We start from the raw sequence: 16,419 nt of genomic DNA, 5'->3' as shown, positions 1-16,419 counted from the left end.
GCACCCAGGAGAGGCGCATGACACCAGCGCCGCACAGCACCCCCGATCCGCACCCTCCCGCCGGACCCCACCGGATCGCCGTCCTCGGCGCCGGAGTCATGGGAGTGGGCGTCACCGCCCTCGCCCTCGGACACGGCATACCGGTCCTCCTCGTCGACACCGACGGGGAACGGCTCGCCCGGGCCCGCGACGACATCGACCGCGAGCTGCGCACCGCGCAACTCCTGGGCCGGCTCCCGGCCATCGCCGCCACCGGCGCCCTGGAGGCGGCCACCACCACCGAGGGCGTCGGCGACGTCACCGCCGTCATCGAGGCCGTCACCGAGGTCACCGAACTCAAGGCCAAGGCGCTCGCCGACGTATCCGCCCGGGTGCGCCCCGGCACTCCGCTGATCTCCAACACCTCCTCCATCCCCATCGACGAACTCGCCGGACACGCGGAGCGCGCCGAGGACGTCGTCGGCACGCACTTCATGAACCCGCCCTACCTGATCCCGACCGTCGAAGTGATACGAGGGGCCCGGACCGGCGACGGGACGATGGCCGCGGTCGGCGCCCTGCTCACCGCCCTGGCCCGGGACCAGATCGTCGTACGGGACGCCCCCGGCTTCGTCACCAGCCGCCTCCTGCACCCGATGATCAACGACGCGGCCCGGGTCGTGCAGGAGGGCACCGCCACGGCCGAGGCCGTCGACGCCCTCATGGAGGGCTGCCTCGGCCACCCCAGCGGCCCGCTGCGCACCGCCGACCTGATCGGCATCGACAACTTGGTGGACTCGCTCCGGGTGCTGCACCAGCGCACCGGGGACGAGGGCTGCCGCCCCTGCGATCTGCTGCTCGAGAAGGTCCGACAGGGCGAACTCGGCCGCAAGACCGGTCGCGGCTTCTACGCGTACCAGGAGGAGAACCGATGAACACGTTCGACAACGAGGCCACCGAGAAGGAGATCCTGCGCTTCCTGGAGGCCCGCACCAAGCGGACCTGGGAGACCGACGCCGACCTCTTCGCCTCCGGCGGGCTCTCCTCCCTGTTCGCCATGGAACTCGTCGTGCACCTGGAGAAGTCCTTCGGCGTCTCCGTCCGCGGCGCCGATCTGCGGCTGGAGAACTTCCGTACGGTCGCGTCGATGACGGGGCTCGTGGAACGCCTCCGCACGGCGGCCGCCGGAGGAGCCGGTGCCTGAGCAGTCACCGACCGGCACACTCACCTCGGCGGAGACGCTGTCCGCGGGGGAGGCGGAGTCCGCGGCCGAGGCGGTGCCCGCGGGGAAGAGGGTCTCAGCGGCCGAGGCGGTCTCCTTGGCGCAGGCGATTTCCGTGGAGGAGGCGGCCGCCGCCGTCACCGCCCTGGCGGCCGGTGCCGCCGACGGCTGGGACCGGACGGGGCTGCTCCCCGTCGGCCTGCTGCGCGACCTGGGCGCCGCCGGGTGGCTCTGCGCCCAGGTGCCGGCCGCGTACGGCGGCCGGGGCCTGACCAGCGCGGCCGGCGGCGCGTTCACCGCGCACGTCGGCAGCCTGTGCAGCTCGCTGCGGTCCGTGCTGACCTCGCAGGGCATGGCCGCCTGGACCATCGAGCGCCTGGGCACCGCCGAGCAGCGTACGGCGTTCCTGCCCCGGCTCACCGGCGGCGCCCTCGCGGCGGCCGGGTTCAGCGAACGCGGCGCCGGAAGCGACCTGTCCGCCATGACGACCCGGGTGCGCCGCGAGGGCGACACGGTCGTCCTCGACGGACACAAGGTCTGGGTGACCGCCGCGCACTACGCCGACCTCCTCGTCCTGTTCGGCAGGTACGAAGACGACGACGCGGGGCCGGCCGGCGGGGACGAGGCGGTGGCCGTCGTCGTCCCCGCGGACACCCCCGGCGTCCGCGTCACACGCATCGCGGACCCACTGGGCTGCCGCGCGGCTGGGCACGCCGACATCGCGCTCGACGCGGTACGGGTCCCGGCCACGCACGTACTCGGTGGCTCGGCGCTGCCGCTGTCGCTGCTGGTCACCACCGCCCTCGCCTACGGCCGCATGTCCGTGGCCTGGGGGTGCGTGGGTATCCTGCGCGCCTGTCTGACGGCCGCCGCCCGGCACGCCGCCACCCGCGAGCAGTTCGGCGCCCGGCTCGGCGATCACCAGCTCGTCGCCCGCCATCTCGCCGAGCTGTTCGCCGCCGAGCAGACCGCCACCCGGGTGTGCGAGCACGCCTCGCGCTGCTGGGACGAGGGCTCACCGGAACAGGTCGTGGCCACGGTCCTGGCCAAGCACGTCAGCGCGGGCAACGCGGCCCGGGGCGCGGCCACCGCCGTGCAGGTCCTGGCCTCCGCAGGAGCACAGGACGGGCACCCGGTGGCCCGCGCCCACCGGGACGCCAAGCTGATGGAGATCATCGAGGGCAGCAACGAGATGTGCCAGCTGATGCTGGCCCGGCACGTCCTCGGGAGCGCCGTGTGAAGGGAACCGCAGTGACGACCACCGCCCCCGTGCTGAAATGCCTCGTCTGGGACCTCGACAACACCCTGTGGCGGGGAACCCTCCTGGAGGACGGGGAGGTGACGCTGCCGGACGCGATCCGCGAGGTCGTCGTGGATCTGGACGCCCGCGGCATCCTCCAGTCCGTCGCCAGCAAGAACGACCACGAGACGGCGTGGGCCCGCCTGGAGAAGCTCGGTGTCGCCGAGTACTTCGTACTGCCGGAGATCGGCTGGGGGCCCAAGTCGGCCGCCGTGCGCCGGATCGCCGACACCCTCGGCTTCGCCCTGGGCACGATCGCGTTCATCGACGACCAGCCCACCGAGCGGGCCGAGGTCGCCTACCACCTGCCCGAGGTGCGCTGCTACGACGCCGAGGCCGCCGTGGCCCTGCCCGGGCGTCCGGAGTTCACCCCGCGCCTGCGGACGGTCGACTCCGCGCGGCGGCGCCAGATGTACCAGGCGGGCTTCCGGCGCGAGGCCGCCCGGGCCGAGGCGACCGGCCCGGACGAGGAGTTCCTGCGCTCCCTGGAACTGGACCTGCGCATCGTCCGCGCCACCGGCGAGGAACTGTCCCGGGTGGAGGAACTCACCCTGCGCACCAGCCAGATGAACGCCACCGGGGTGCACTACTCGGACGCCGACCTGCGCCGGCTGCTCACCGATCCCGGTCACGAGATCCTCGTGGTCACGCTCACGGACCGCTTCGGCCCGCACGGCGCGGTCGGCGTACTGCTCCTGGAGCGCCGGCCGGACGTCTGGCACCTGAAACTCCTCGCCACCTCGTGCCGCGTGGTGTCGTTCGGAGCGGGCGCGACGATCCTCAACTGGCTCATCGACGAGGCGGCCCGCGCGGACACCCATCTGGTGGCCGACTTCCGGCCCACCGAGCGCAACCGCATGATGGAGATCGCCTACCGTTTCGCGGGCTTCCAGGACGACGGCACCTGCTCGTGCGCCGCCGCCCTCCCGCCAGCGGCCACCGACGACCTGCAGCGCCTTCATCTACGGCCCGAGCCACGCCCGGCGTCGACGACGATCAAGGTGAACGCCGTCCGACTGGTCTGACCCCGGCGGGGCGGCCTCGGTGCGCGAGCCCCACGCGCCGAGGCCGCCCCGTCCGTGGCACCGCTCAGCGCTTGCGGGCCAGAGTGATGCCGTCCGCCATCGGCAGCAGGGAGATGTCCACCCGCTCGTCCGAGGCGAGCGCCGCATTCAGTTCGCGAATGGCCACGGTGTCGGGGTCGTCGTATTCCGGGTCCGCGACGCGACCGAAGAAGAGCGTGTTGTCGATGACCAGAAGACCGCCGCTCCTGGTAAGCACGAGCGCCTTCTCGTAATAAGTGGGGTAGCCGGTTTTGTCGGCGTCGATGAATACCAGGTCGAACGCTCCGGCGCCCCGCTCCGCCAGCAACTCGTCCAGAATGTCCGAGGCGTCTCCGATACGCGGCCGGATCCGGTCCTCGACACCGTCCCGCTTCCAGTACGGGGAGCCTATTTCGGGCCACCGTTCGGTGATGTCGCAGGTCACGATTTCACCGCCTGGAGGCAGCGCACGGGCCATGCACAGCGTGCTGTAACCGGTGAAGGTGCCGATCTCCAGCACCGACCGGGCTCCGGTGAGGCCGACGAGAAGGGCCAGCAACTGACCCTCCTCCGCCATCACCTGCATGGTCGTACCACCAGGCAGGTGCGCGGTCTCCTCCCGCAGCCCTCTCAGTATCTCGTCGTCACGCAGGGACACGTCCCTGACATACGCGAGGAGGACGTCGGTCGAACCGATCTGATGGGCCATGAAGGAAAACCCCCTTCTCTGGGCGGTGCGCTGAATGGACAGCCCGTGCACGACCGTAACAGCGAATACCGTGCCGCACACCCGATCCGGCCATCTTGATATGCGCCCGCCCCGACCATTGAACCGCGTTTGTCAGCGTGTTTACTCTTCAGTCGAATGATGTGCCGGGAGCGACGAAAAGGTGGGGACGGGAAATGGGCACCGAGCAGACGGAAAGCCAGCGCAGCAGGGTGAGCAAGGCCTTCGATCTGATAGACCTCGACGGTAGCGGCGAGCTGGGCCTCGCGGACATCGAGTCGTTGGCCGAACAGTTGGCCGGCCGGTTCGGCTTCGCCGCCGGCTCGCCGCAGCACGAGAGCTTCCGGGAGGTGAGCACCGAACTCTGGCAGGGTCTCCAGGGAGACCTCGGCCTGAGCGCCGGCGACAAGGTCAGCCGCAAGGAGTACGTCGACTACTACGCCTCCGCCGAGCCGGCAGCCGTCCAGCACATCCTGGCACCCTTCGCCGAACAGCTCTTCACGCTGTTCGACACCGACGGTGACGGCAAGGTCTCGAAGAGCGAGTTCGAGCGCTACCACCGCGCATGGGGAGTGTCCCAGGACCGCATCGAGGGCACGTTCGAGCAACTCGACACGGACGGCAGCGGCGACCTGTCGAAGGACGAACTCCACGCGTACCTCAGCGGTTTCATCTTCGGAGACTCCCGCTGACACCACACCCGAGCGGCCCGGTCCGACCCCGGCCCTCCCGCCCGGACGCCGACGACCGGCGCCCGGGCGGTGCCACGATCCCTTACGCGTGTGCCACCGTGGACCCCGCCGACCAGGCCCCGGCATCTCCAAGCCGGGACAGAACATCTGCCGCAGCCTCGAATCGTTCCACCCGAAGGGCGCGGGGACGTCAGGCTACGCTCCCGTCATGGGCCGGGTTTATGGGCGTGATCGGGTGGTCATGGCGCGGCTGGAGCGTGGGATGACCATCGGCTGTCTGACCGTCCTGGTCGTGCTGATCGTCGTGCCCGGCACCGTACTCGGCGCGTTGTGGTACTGGTCATGGCACATCGACAAGGTGAACGCCGAGCACCGGCAGCAGGCTCTGCTGGCGCTCGACGACCAGCTGCGCCGAACGAAGAACGAGACTCTACGCGCCCTGAATGGCGAAGACTCCGCTGACCCGGACGCTCTCACCGCTGTTATCCACCAGCACACCGGCGCTCCCCTGATCTCCCACGATGCGTCCCGTCACGTGTTCAGTGCACGCGTGGTCAAACGGGTCGAGTACGAGACCAGGACACTCTCCGGCATCGGTCGGGACGTGATCGACAGATGCCTCGCATACACCTACGCCCGGGCTGAAGGCCACGGTTGGACGTCGACGACGTCCGTCCTGACGTACGACGCCTGCGGCCCGTCTGCCGCGATCGGCAGCGGCGCCCGGATGGCCGGCCGGCGTGTCGCTGCTCTGGAAGCGTCGGAGCTGAACCGTGCCGGAGTACGGAGGGCTTTAGCGCCCTACCGGCGGTTCCTCACGGTCAGCGCCGTAACGAGGAGCGGTAGCACGGTGAGGATGTCGATCGTGGTGTCGGACGAGACCACCCGGCAGTGTTATCGGATCACCCGTGACGGCTCGCAGGTTCTCTCCGTGCCCGCACAAACCTGCCAGGCTCGGAACTCCGAACGTAATGATCTCTGAGGTGGCCGGATCGCTACGAAGCGGGTGTTCCGGGGGCGCGGGTGGTGCGGCCGAAGCCGTGGGAAGCCGCAGGAAATCGACTTCGGCCCGGGCATGACCAGCAGGCGCCGTCTGGCCGAGTGAACCTAGCCCCCCGGACGTACATGACCGATTCTCAGCCTTCTTTGCCGACAAGCAATCCGATGGGCGACAAAGCCACTCGGGCTCGGGTTCGAACCGGCCAAAGCGGAACGTGATCGGGCCATCGCCGACAGCGCTGCTTGTTTGAGCGGGACGGCCCGATCAAGGATGAATACGGTCCCGTCCCGGCTGCACCACGGAAAACGGAGGCATCGCAGACGCCGGGACGCAACCCGTTCCCCACTTCGTCAGAGGAGCCCCACCATGCCGGAAGCGGTGCTCGACCTGATCGGCGTCGGATTCGGACCGTCAAATCTGGCCGTCGCGCTCGCGCTGGACGAAGCGGGCGAGGCGGCCGGGTGCGACGCGTTGTTCCTGGAGCGGCAGCCGGCCTTCGGCTGGCATACCGGAATGCTGCTGGACGAGGCGACGATGCAGGTGTCGTTCCTCAAGGATCTGGTCACCATGCGGAATCCGGCCAGCCCGCACAGTTACCTGTGCTATCTGCGGGACCGGGGCCGGCTCGCCGCGTTCATCAACCAGAAGTCGCTGTTCCCGCTGCGCACCGAGTTCCACGACTACCTCGCGTGGTGCGCCGAGCGGGTCGGGCACCTGGTGCGCTACGGCACGCAGGTGATGGACATCCGGCCGGTGCCCGGCCCGGACGGGACCGTCGACCTGCTCGACGTCGTGGTGCACCGCGACGGGGCCGAGGAGGTGCTCCGTACCCGCAACGTGGTGATCGCCGCCGGTCTGCAGCCCTGGCTGCCGGACGGCGTCGAGCGGTCGGACCGGGTCTGGCACACCTCGGAACTGCTGCACCGGTTGCCGGAGTTCGAGTCCGTCGCGCCGCGCACCCTCACCGTCGTCGGTGCCGGGCAGAGCGCCGCCGAGGCGGTGGCGTACCTGCACGGGAGGTTCCCGGAGGCCGAGGTGCGGGCCGTGTTCGAGCGCTACGGGTACAGTCCGTCGGACGACTCCCCGTTCGCGAACCAGATCTTCGACCCCGACGCCGTCGACGCGTACTACGCGGCGCCCGAGCACGTCCGCCGCCGGCTGGTCGACTACCACCGCAACACCAACTACGCGGTCGTGGACCTCGAACTGATCCAGGACCTGTACGCGCGGTCCTACCGGGAGCAGGTGCAGGGCACCCGGCCGCGGCTGGTCATGATGAACGTCAGCCGGCTCGCCTCGCTGTCGCAGGAGGCCGACGCGGTACGGCTGGTCGTGGAGCACCTGCCCACCGGGGAGCTGACCGAGTTCGAGACGGACGCGGTCGTGTTCGGCACCGGGTACCGCCCGGCCGATCCGCTCGCCCTGCTCGGTTCGCTGGCCGACCAGCTCAAACTGGACGACCAGGCCCGCCCGCATCTCGACCGCGACTACCGGCTCGTCACCACCGACCGGGTCCGTGCCGGGATCTACCTGCAAGGCCCGACGGAGCACACCCACGGCTTGGCCTCGACGCTGCTCTCGGTCACCGCGGTGCGCGCCGGCGAGATCCTCGCCGCCGTCACGGCCGCGGGTCCCTCCCAGGTCCTCACCGCGCCCGCTCGATGACCGGCCTCCCGGAGGCTTCCGGGAGGCCGGACGGGCGCCCAGGAGAAAGGAGACGCACGAGATGTTCGTTCCGAAGGTCTACCAGTCCCCGGACACCGAAGCCGTCCGGCTGATCCGCGAGTACCCGCTGGCCCTGCTGCTGACCAACGGACCCGCGGTGCCGTTCGCCACGCACCTGCCCGTGATCTTCCCGCCGACCACCGAGCCCGAGGACATCGAGTCGCTGAGCGGCGTCACGCTCTACGGCCACCTCAACCGGGCCAACCCGCACTGGGAGACGCTGTACGAGGGGCAGCACGCGACCCTGGTCTTCCAGGGCCCGAACGCCTACGTCTCCGCCGCCGTCTACGAGCGGACCCCGGCCGCCCCCACCTGGAACTTCGCCACCACCCACGTCCAGGGCCGCATCCACCCGATGCCCGCCCGGGAGGACGCGCTCGACGTGGTGCGCTGGACGGTGGCGGCCTTCGAGGCCAAGCACGGCCTCGGCTGGGACCCGGGCCCGTCGCTCGACTACTTCGACAGAATCGTCGACGGCGTCGGCGCCTTCCGCTTCACCGTCGAGTCGGTCGACACGATGCTCAAGCTCAGCCAGGAACAGGCCGACCACACCAGGGACAAGGTGGTCGCGCACTTCGCCGCCAGCCCGGTCGGGCTGCGCCGGGAGGTCAGTGACCTGATGAGGACCGCCGCCCCGACCGCCACCACCGGAGAGTGAGAGAGAGCGTGACCGAAACCGCTGATGTCCTCATAGTCGGCCTGGGTGGGCTGGGCAGCGCCGCGGCCTACCACCTGGCCGCGCGCGGCAGCCGGGTGATCGGCATCGACCGGTTCGGGCCCGCGCACGCGCGCGGTGCGAGCCACGGCGAGAGCCGCGGGGTCTGGAAGGCGTACTTCATGGGCGCCGGGTACGTCCCGCTGCTCGACCGCGCCTACGACCTCTGGGACGAGCTCGGCGAGATCCGCGGCGAGACGCTGTTCCACCGTACCGGCGGGATCTGCGTGGGCCCGGCCGGCGGCGCGCTCGTGCCCGCCGCGCTCACCTCGGCCCGGGAGGCGGGCCTGGAGTTCGAGTACCTGGAGAGCGACGAGATCCGCTCGCGCTTCCCGGAGTTCAACCCCGGGCCGGGCGACGTCGCCGTGTGGGACCCGTCCTCGGGTTACGTACGTCCCGAGCAGGTCGTCACCGCACACCTCGACCTCGCCCGCGAGCACGGCGCCGACCTGCGGTTCGACGAGAAGGTGCTGGACTTCTCGGACACCGGCAGCGGTGTGCGGGTGCGCACGGAGACCGGCGTGTACGAGGCCGACCGCCTGGTGGTCGCGGCCGGCGCCTGGGCCCCGCAACTGCTCCCCGAACTCCGGCCGCACATCAAGGTCCTGCGGAAGGTGATGCTCTGGTTCGACCCGGTCTCGCGGGCCGAGGACTTCTACCCCGGCCGTCAGCCGTACTGGATCTGGGAGGGCGAGAACGGCACGGTCGGCTACGGCCACCCGGCCGTCGACGGCCCCTCCGGCGGCGTCAAGGCCGGCATCCACAGCGGCGGCGAACTCGCGGACCCGGACTCCCTCGACCGCCACGTCAGCACGCAGGACGTCGACGCCGTACGGGAGTTCCTGGCCAAGCGCATCCCGGCGCTGCCCGGCCGCTACCTGCGCAGCCGCGTCTGCATGTACGACAACTCGCCCGACCTGGGCTTCATCATCGGCCCGTCGGCCCAGAGCGACCGGATCACCGTCGCCGCCGGCACCTCGGGCCACGCCTTCAAGTTCGCCCCCGCGCTCGGCGAGGTGATCGCGCAACTGGCCACCGAGGGCGCCAGCACCCACGACATCTCGCTGTTCGACCCGCGCCGCCTGACCGACGCGCACGCGTGACCGGCGCGGGCCGCACCGTGCACCGGGACCTGACCGTCGCCGTCACCGGCACGCGTCAGGCCGAGTCCCGACGAGGCGTCCTGGCAGAGCTGTTCGAGCGCGTGCTCGCGCCGTTCGCCGACGGACCGGCCGCGGACAGCGGCCGGCTGCTCGGCGGCGCCGCGGGCCGCGTCGAACGTGTCGTCGAGCCCGGCCAGCCTCACCTTGTCGCTCCGCTCAGCTGACCCACCGATCCCCAACCTCTTGAGGAGAACCCCATGCCCATGATCCGCGTGCAGATGTTCCCCGGTCGAACCTCCGACCAGAAGGAAGCCCTCGTCAAGGAGGTGACCGAGGCGATCGTGCGCACCTGCGACGCCAAGGAGGAGGACGTCTGGGTGATCATCGAGGAGGTCGAACGCGAGAACTGGGCGCTCGGCGGGACCATGTACTCCCGCCGCTAGGACCGGCGAGTCCGCCGAAGCGGTGGCGATCGCGCGGACCTGCTTGAGGCGGGTGACTGCTCCCGGACGTCACCCTCGTCGGCGCACGCTTGTCACCGCGATGGCTCGCCGGGCCCCGCGTGTCGGTCAGAGACGGGCGCACAAGGACCGGGCCGCTCGCAGAACTCGTGGTCGGACGGCTGGGTGCCGCGGGGGCCGGGCAGCGTGCCGGCCGCGGGTGCGAGCCCGTACTGGGCGGCCTGGGCGGTGAACATGGCCTGGTACAGGCCGCCTTCGCGGGCCATCAGCTCCTCGTGCGTGCCGTCTTCGACGACGCGCCCCTGGTCGAGGACGTAGATGTGGTCGGCTTTCATGGTCGCGGCCAGCCGGTGGGTGACGAGCACGACCGCGTGCCCCTCCTCCGCCAGCGACCACAGTCCCCGGAACGCGGCGATTTCCGCGTGGGGGTCGAGGGCCGAGGTCGGCTCGTCGACGAGCAGGAACGGCGCCCGCCGGTACCGGGTCCGAGCGGTTCCCAGCTTCTGCCACTGCCCGCCCGAGAGCTGGACACCGCGCTCGTAGCCCTTGAACACGATCGAGTCCCAGCCGTGCGGCAGGCCCTCGATCAGGCCGAGTACGCCCGCGTCCTCGGCTGCCTCGCGGACGCGGTCCATGTCCCGGGGGCGGTCACCCACCCCGATGGCCACGTTCGCGGCCGCGGTCATCTCCCAGCGCGGGAAGTCCTGGGCCAGCAGCCCCACGGCGCCGAAGACCTGGGTGCGGTCGGCCTCGCGGAGTTCGACCCGCTCACCGGACTCACCCTCCCACCACACGTTCCCCTCGGTGGGCAGCAGCAGCCCGGCCAACACCTTGGTCAGGGTGGTCTTGCCCGAACCGTTCGCACCGACCAGGGCCGTCACCTTCCCCCGGGGCACCCGCACGCTCACGGACCGCAGGGAGGGACCGTCGGCTCCCGGGTAGGTGAACGACACGGCCTCCGTCCGCACCTCCCGCGCCGGTGAGGGCAGCGGGGTGCCGGAGGACGGGATGGCGTTCTCGCCTGCCACCTTGATGGCGTCCTCGGTGTCGGTGAGGAACAGCAGCTCCTCGTACAGCCGGTTGACCTGCTGCACCAGCGATGTGAGCCGCGCCGTCGAGGTGCGGATGGCGATCACCGCCGTACCGCCGACGGCCAGTGGCAGGCCACCGCCGGCCAGCAGCCACCACAACACCCCGTAGCAGGCCAGCGATGCCAGCCCCGCGAAGCCGCCGGCGACCAGATCCGTGGAAGCCTGCGCCCGGGCCAGCCGGCGCTGCTCCGCCTCCGTCTGCCGCGACATCTCCTCGTAGCTGGACAGCAGCTTGGTGCCGGCGGCGTGTACGCGGATCTCGCCCGCGGCGTGCGGGCGGGTCAGATAGGCCAGCAGGGAGGCGATCGCCCTGCGGTGGTCGACCCAGTTCAGGCGGGAGATGTAGTCACGGCGCGCGGAGCGCACCGCACCCCACCCCTTGGGCAGGGCGATGGCCAGCAGCATCGGCAGCAGAGCCCAGTGCAGCGACGCCAGCACGATGGCCGCCGCCGCCATGCCGATCACCACACTGCCCACGCCCACGGACAGCCGGAGCATGCTGCGGGCGGAGTCCGTGCCGAACTTCCCCGCCTCCAGGACGCGCTGGACCTCCGGCCGTTCGGTGGCCTCCACCTCCACACCGGTGACGGCCGTGTAGTACCGGGCGGAGACCGCCCGTTCGACCTGCGGCTCCAGCCGGCCGGACATGGCGGTCGACCACGCCGACAGCACCGCGGTCGCCACCGCCGCGACGGCGAGCGCCGCCAGCGACGGCAACGTGTCGCGGAGCTTGTCCGCGGTCGGACCGTCGGCGAACAGCTCGGTGAGGACGCTGTTGACGGCCACCAGTCCCCATCCGGCCGTCACGCCCTGTCCGAGCTGAGCGATCACGACCCCCGTCAGGGCCCGCCGGTCCGTCTCCCAGCCGGTGCGCAGCACCATGCCCACCATGCGGGGCAGCGCGGCCGCCATGGACCCGAAGCCCAGCCGGGTCAGCGGCCCCGCGTGCCGGACGTAGGACTGGTCGTAGCGCAGCCGGCCTCCGTACAGTTCGCGCTCGGCGTCCGAGATGCCGGCTGGAGCTGCGGCCTTCGGCGACTTCGCGGTCTCGTCGCTGCCTGGTTCGACTGGCGTCAATGTGTTCCCTCCCAGAGCGCGTGGTGATGGTGTCGACGTGTTCAACGACGCCACCCCGATTTCGAACACGTGCGCTTTCGGACGGGTTGCGCACGCCGGAACGGAGCGGTTGTCCGAAGGTGTGCCCTGCACCGACCCTTGCCGCGCAAGAGCACGCGGCCCGGGTGGAGTGGCCGAAACGCCGATGCTCAGGTATCGCGGCCGCAGCTCAGCCGCCGACCTGTAAGCGTCTCCAGGGAACAGATGCCGTAGGGGAACCCCGACCCGGTCACCAGGGCATAGCCGCCCCCCTACAGCAGGACGCCGGACCGCGATCAGCGCCAGCGTCGTGGCATGACATCGATCAAACCGGTTGCTGGCCCTGCTCTGGTTTCGTGGTGGCCTGGGTCCATCAGATCCAGCGGAAAGGGACGGCCGCAATGGAAACGCCTACGATGGGCGCATCAAGTACAACTGCCGTGACTCATCGATGATTTGGGTGCAGGCCCCACCCGTGAGGGGGCAGCGCCCAGCGCCCCGCACGGGGAAGACGGGACGGAGCTGGAGAAGGCGTGACCAACGAGACCAAGGACCTCTACGTCGAAGACCGTGCCCTTCTCATCGATCCCATGCTCGAAGGCGTCATGGAATTCCCCGAACACTCCGCCGTCACCAACGGCCTCATCGGCTTCCACGAGGACTTCGGCACCATCCTGACCGGCGTCGAACGCGGCTACGTCCGCGTCACCGTCGAGATCCACGCCGAAGAGCCCGCCCTGGACACGGAGGGCTGGGACGACGTCCTCGACATCTCCACCGATCTCACCCGGGGCCAGGCGTTCATCGCCAGCTATGACGTGGCATTCAGCACCAACCTCGCATTCGACGGCCCCGGAACCTACCGCATCCGCGCGCACGCACAAGGCCGCGCCTGCGTAAAAGGTGCGGCCCTGCCCCGCAAGCCCCGCCCGTCCAGCACCAACCCTTCACCCGAGACCTACCTTGTGCAGGTATGGAAAGCCCCCCTTGGTCCCGAGCGGATCCACAAGAGCAGCAATCACACCACCCGCCCCGCAGCCGACTACACCGGTCCCCGCACCTCGCCCTACCAGCCGGCTGTCGATGCCCCCGAGATCCACTCCGAGGACGGAGGGATCGTCCTCGTCCGCACGTGCTTCACCGTCCCCCAGGCGTGGCGCGGTCTCCTGGACTTCATCGACCACGGTGGTGAGGACGGCAGCCTGATCGACGTCATACCCATCGACGACGTCGCTTACGACGGTCTGAGCGAAGACCAACTGCGCAGCCTGATCGACCGTGACGAGGACGACTGGCCCCACCACACCGTCCTTCTCGTCGCCGACCAACAGGCCCTCACCTCACCCGGCCTGCCCCTGCTCGCCGTCGACAATCCACCCGGTGACCCCGCACCGTCCTTCCGTATCCCGCGGCAACACCTGGAGAGTTTCGTCGTCAACATGAATCTGGGAAATACCGACTTCCATGAGTGGTCCGGTGGCGCGGATGACGCCGGCGTCTACCGCGAAACCGCCGATGATGCGTAGGCGGGAAACGACGAGATGGCTGCCCTCGCGGGACCCGGGGCAACCGGCGTCGTAGCGCGGCGGATGCGGGAGTACGGCAGGCGCTTCAGGCTGGGCAGCGGCTATCTCACGGTTGCGCTCCGCCGACCTGCGCGGGGCCCGTCAACGGCTGCTGACGGGCCCTTCGTTGCGGCCGGGGCTTCCCGGCACCGTGCTGCCGCGGCACTCGACGAGACCGTCGACCCCGGACCGCCGCTCAACTCGTCATCTTGTCCAGCATCCAGTCCTGCACTTCCTCGTCGGCCAGCGAGAGCGCGGCTTCCATGCCCGGGTGGGTGCGCGACGAACCGAGGTCCATGGCCCACGTCAGGCCAGCCCTGTCCGTCACCGGACCACCGGAGTCACCGTTGGTCTGGATCCCGTCGACCCGGCTCAGGATGAAGTGCATGATGCCGTTGCCGTCGGTCTCCACGTCGGACAAGTTCACCGTGCACACCCTCAGCCGGGACGCGAGAGTGCCGTTGTCCGTCACTCCCCAGCCCGAAGCGGCCAGGGATGTTCCGATGGCGGGATAACGGTTCACCGGGGCGCCATCATGAAGGCCGCGTTGGGGATCTCCTTGTCCAGTTGCAACAGGGCCGCGTCACCGAGGGACCACCGTGTGAATCCCTGCAGTCTGCGGTAAGTGCCCTGGCCCAGGGGGCGGTCGCCGACGTACACGCTCATGGTCTGGTCCGTCTCGCCCGCCAGGCAGTGCTTGGCGGTCAGCACCCAGTCCTCGGCCACCAGGATGCCGGAACAGGTGTACCCGAGCGAGCCGTTGACCTGGACGGCGCCACGGAGCTTTCCCGCTTCGACCCCTCCGAGGATCGCGTGGGCGCTCGTCGGGACCAGCCCGCCCGCAAGTGCCAGCACAGCCGTGGCACCCGCCACCGCGGACGCGCGCATTCTGCTCAGTCTCATCGAACCTGCTGTCCCAGGGGAGGTGCCATGGCCCGCCCTGCGCGAGGCCATGGAGTCACCGGTGAGGGCCGACGCGGCGTCCGCGCTCCCGGACGACGGCCGGGGGCCCGGAGCGTCCCTCGAGAGCCATGCCGCCTCCGGCCGGTGCTCACCCCACAGACCAACCACTGCTCACTGCTGCCCTCACGCCTCGCCGGCCGGCAAGGCGCGAGGGCACCGGGGGACCGGTCCGCCGTCCGCCACCGCCATGCCGGCAGGGGGTGCGGAATCCGGGCTGGCAGTGCGAACTGACCGGCGCGTCGGCCCGCGGCGCCAGCGGGTGAACCACTCCCACTTCCACCGAGCCTCGGCGGCGTTGTCGACGGGACCGGGGGAGGCCATGCCGACGGCCCCGCCGGCCCGGCCCAGGCCCCTGCCGGGGAAGCCCCACCGCAGGCGCTGGACGCGCCGTCGGCGTGAGCCTGCGGAGCGGCCCGCGGCGAGGCGGGCGGCAGCGAGCACGCCGAGGGGAAGGTGGTTCTTCAGAGCGTTCAGCGGGGCTCTCGTCGTGTGAGGGGGGTGCGTCCCAGGGACCAGGCCGTTCGCCGTCTCCCAGGCCGGACGCGACGATCATCCACCCGGCCACTGCACAGTTCACAGCCTCCTTCCCTGCTCACCAACGCTCAGCGGTGCCCACCACGCGACAGCCGCACGGAGCGCTGACCGGTGTCCGCCGTCCAATCGGCCGTTCGGCCCGCATCCCGCGGCGGATCAGCTCGACTCGCGGACGACGAGGCGGCAGGGAACGGTCCGCACGCCCGGTTCGGGCGCGCCGCCGATGGCGTCCAGCAGACGCAGCGCGGCCTGCCGGCCGATCTCCGCGAGGTCCGTGTCGATCGTGGTGAGGGGCGGGCGGCAGGCCAGGGCCATGACGTCCCAGTTGTCGTAGCCCACGACCGCCACCTCGCCGGGAACGTCCACGCCGTTCTCGCGCAGGCTGTCGGCGACGCCCCTGGCGATCTGGTCGTTGCCGCAGAAGAAGGCGTCCGTGTCCGGGGCGGCACGCAGGACCGCCGCGGCGGCGCGGCGGCCCCATGCCTCACTCCACTCGCCGAAGTGCACCCGGCCGGCGGAGAGTTGCAGCGAGGAGCGGTCGAGTGACTCGACGGTGTGCCGGGCGCGGTCGCGGGCGGCCGCGTGATGTGCCGGGCCGGTCACATGGGCGATCCGGGTGCGGCCCGTCGCCAGCAGGTGATCGACCGCCAGCCGCGCTCCGCTGCGGTCGTCGGACACGACGGACATGTCGTCCGGGTCGGTGGACGGCGAGAGCGCGTAGACCGTGGGGATCGGCTCGATGCCCGTGAGGGGAGGACGTGGGTCGGTGCGCCGGCCGGTCACGATGATGCCGTCCACCCGGCGGTCCATCAGGTTGCGCAGATGGTGCTGCTCGCGGATGGCGTCGCCCCGGGTGTCGCACAGCAGCACGGAGATCTTCCCGGCGCCGAGCGCGTCCTCGGCGCCGAGCAGTACGGGAGTGCTGAAGCGGCCGATGCCGTCGGTCGTCATCAGCCCGACGGTCCAGCTGCGGCCGGTGTGCAGGCTCTGCGCATGCTGGTTGGGCCGGAAGTCGAGGGCCTCGACGGCGGCCAGGACCCGCTGCCGCGTCTCGGGCCGCATCCTGCCGCTGCCGTTCAGCGCTTTCGAGGCCGTCCCCACACTGACACCGGCCAGCTTGGCGACATCGGCCAGCTTGGCCCGCCCGGCTGGGGGAGACCCTGAAACGGCGGTCACGCGCAATCCTTTTCCTAGACGACGTCGG

General features: G+C 70.7%; 17 protein-coding genes. 12 read left to right on the top strand and 5 right to left on the bottom strand.

Features of this window, described 5'->3' with window-relative positions; all coding sequences use genetic code 11:
- Positions 1-17 precede the first annotated feature (17 nt).
- The 4 genes from ACH4OA_RS28745 (at position 18) to ACH4OA_RS28730 (ending at position 3,526) form a co-directional block, all read left to right on the top strand.
- The gene (locus ACH4OA_RS28745) at positions 18-914 is read left to right on the top strand and encodes a 3-hydroxyacyl-CoA dehydrogenase family protein (protein ID WP_397939997.1); all 897 of its coding nucleotides are present in this window, start codon (positions 18-20) and stop codon (positions 912-914) included.
- Positions 911-1,183, top strand: coding sequence for an acyl carrier protein (locus tag ACH4OA_RS28740; RefSeq protein ID WP_365882587.1), 273 nt, complete (start codon positions 911-913; stop codon positions 1,181-1,183). Before ACH4OA_RS28745 ends, ACH4OA_RS28740 begins: the two co-directional genes overlap by 4 nt.
- A 127-nt stretch (positions 1,184-1,310) precedes the next feature.
- Positions 1,311-2,441 (top strand): acyl-CoA dehydrogenase family protein, encoded by a 1,131-nt coding sequence (locus ACH4OA_RS28735; RefSeq protein WP_397972097.1) that lies wholly within the window; start codon positions 1,311-1,313, stop codon positions 2,439-2,441.
- 11 nt (positions 2,442-2,452) lie between these two features.
- Positions 2,453-3,526 carry an HAD-IIIC family phosphatase gene (locus ACH4OA_RS28730; protein WP_397971956.1) on the top strand — a complete coding sequence of 358 codons (1,074 nt, stop codon included), beginning with the start codon at positions 2,453-2,455 and terminating at the stop codon, positions 3,524-3,526.
- Between the two features lie 64 nt (positions 3,527-3,590).
- Here the strand turns inward: ACH4OA_RS28730 and ACH4OA_RS28725 are convergent, their stop codons facing one another.
- Complete coding sequence (locus tag ACH4OA_RS28725; protein ID WP_397939992.1) at positions 3,591-4,253, bottom strand: O-methyltransferase; 663 nt, start codon at positions 4,251-4,253, stop codon at positions 3,591-3,593.
- Positions 4,254-4,447: 194 nt separating this feature from the next.
- Here ACH4OA_RS28725 and ACH4OA_RS28720 point away from each other — a divergent pair, with 194 nt between their 5' ends.
- From ACH4OA_RS28720 to ACH4OA_RS28690, 7 genes are all read left to right on the top strand, one after another.
- Positions 4,448-4,963 carry an EF-hand domain-containing protein gene (locus ACH4OA_RS28720; RefSeq protein ID WP_397971954.1) on the top strand — a complete coding sequence of 172 codons (516 nt, stop codon included), beginning with the start codon at positions 4,448-4,450 and terminating at the stop codon, positions 4,961-4,963.
- Between the two features lie 208 nt (positions 4,964-5,171).
- Entirely contained in the window at positions 5,172-5,945 is a 774-nt protein-coding gene (locus ACH4OA_RS28715) for a hypothetical protein (RefSeq protein WP_397971951.1), read from the top strand.
- A gap of 384 nt (positions 5,946-6,329) precedes the next feature.
- Positions 6,330-7,628: a lysine N(6)-hydroxylase/L-ornithine N(5)-oxygenase family protein gene (locus tag ACH4OA_RS28710; protein WP_397939987.1), complete on the top strand. Its 1,299-nt coding sequence runs from the start codon at positions 6,330-6,332 to the stop codon at positions 7,626-7,628.
- A 61-nt stretch (positions 7,629-7,689) separates the two neighbouring features.
- Positions 7,690-8,346 (top strand): FMN-binding negative transcriptional regulator, encoded by a 657-nt coding sequence (locus tag ACH4OA_RS28705; RefSeq protein WP_397949192.1) that lies wholly within the window; start codon positions 7,690-7,692, stop codon positions 8,344-8,346.
- Between the two features lie 8 nt (positions 8,347-8,354).
- Positions 8,355-9,506 (top strand): N-methyl-L-tryptophan oxidase, encoded by a 1,152-nt coding sequence (solA, locus tag ACH4OA_RS28700; protein ID WP_397939983.1) that lies wholly within the window; start codon positions 8,355-8,357, stop codon positions 9,504-9,506.
- Positions 9,503-9,730: a hypothetical protein gene (locus ACH4OA_RS28695; RefSeq protein ID WP_397971948.1), complete on the top strand. Its 228-nt coding sequence runs from the start codon at positions 9,503-9,505 to the stop codon at positions 9,728-9,730. The genes solA and ACH4OA_RS28695 overlap by 4 nt, the downstream gene beginning before the upstream one ends.
- Before the next feature lie 33 nt (positions 9,731-9,763).
- On the top strand, positions 9,764-9,949 hold the full coding sequence (locus tag ACH4OA_RS28690) for a 2-hydroxymuconate tautomerase (RefSeq protein WP_365878957.1): 186 nt from the start codon (positions 9,764-9,766) through the stop codon (positions 9,947-9,949).
- A gap of 92 nt (positions 9,950-10,041) precedes the next feature.
- Here ACH4OA_RS28690 and ACH4OA_RS28685 read toward each other — a convergent pair whose 3' ends face one another.
- On the bottom strand, positions 10,042-12,135 hold the full coding sequence (locus tag ACH4OA_RS28685) for an ABC transporter ATP-binding protein (RefSeq protein WP_397971945.1): 2,094 nt from the start codon (positions 12,133-12,135) through the stop codon (positions 10,042-10,044).
- A gap of 551 nt (positions 12,136-12,686) precedes the next feature.
- Here ACH4OA_RS28685 and ACH4OA_RS28680 point away from each other — a divergent pair.
- Positions 12,687-13,679, top strand: a complete 993-nt coding sequence (locus tag ACH4OA_RS28680) for a DUF6924 domain-containing protein (RefSeq protein ID WP_397971942.1) — start codon at positions 12,687-12,689, stop codon at positions 13,677-13,679.
- A 235-nt stretch (positions 13,680-13,914) separates the two neighbouring features.
- On the opposite strand, the gene ACH4OA_RS28675 is transcribed toward ACH4OA_RS28680, so the two are convergent.
- The 3 genes from ACH4OA_RS28675 to ACH4OA_RS28665 all read right to left on the bottom strand — a co-directional run bounded on the left by ACH4OA_RS28675 (position 13,915) and on the right by ACH4OA_RS28665 (position 16,391).
- Positions 13,915-14,145, bottom strand: coding sequence for a hypothetical protein (locus ACH4OA_RS28675; RefSeq protein WP_397939976.1), 231 nt, complete (start codon positions 14,143-14,145; stop codon positions 13,915-13,917).
- A 92-nt stretch (positions 14,146-14,237) separates the two neighbouring features.
- A complete protein-coding gene (locus tag ACH4OA_RS28670) occupies positions 14,238-14,621 on the bottom strand; it encodes a trypsin-like serine protease (protein ID WP_397939974.1) in 384 nt (127 codons plus the stop codon).
- Positions 14,622-15,371: 750 nt separating this feature from the next.
- The gene (locus ACH4OA_RS28665; protein ID WP_397971939.1) at positions 15,372-16,391 is read right to left on the bottom strand and encodes a LacI family DNA-binding transcriptional regulator; all 1,020 of its coding nucleotides are present in this window, start codon (positions 16,389-16,391) and stop codon (positions 15,372-15,374) included.
- Positions 16,392-16,419 lie beyond the last annotated feature (28 nt).

This window comes from Streptomyces sp. NPDC017095 (assembly GCF_044332325.1).
Classification (GTDB): Bacteria; Actinomycetota; Actinomycetes; order Streptomycetales; family Streptomycetaceae; genus Streptomyces.
Note: the sequence above shows the minus strand (reverse complement) of the source record. Positions and strands in the feature narration are given on the sequence as shown.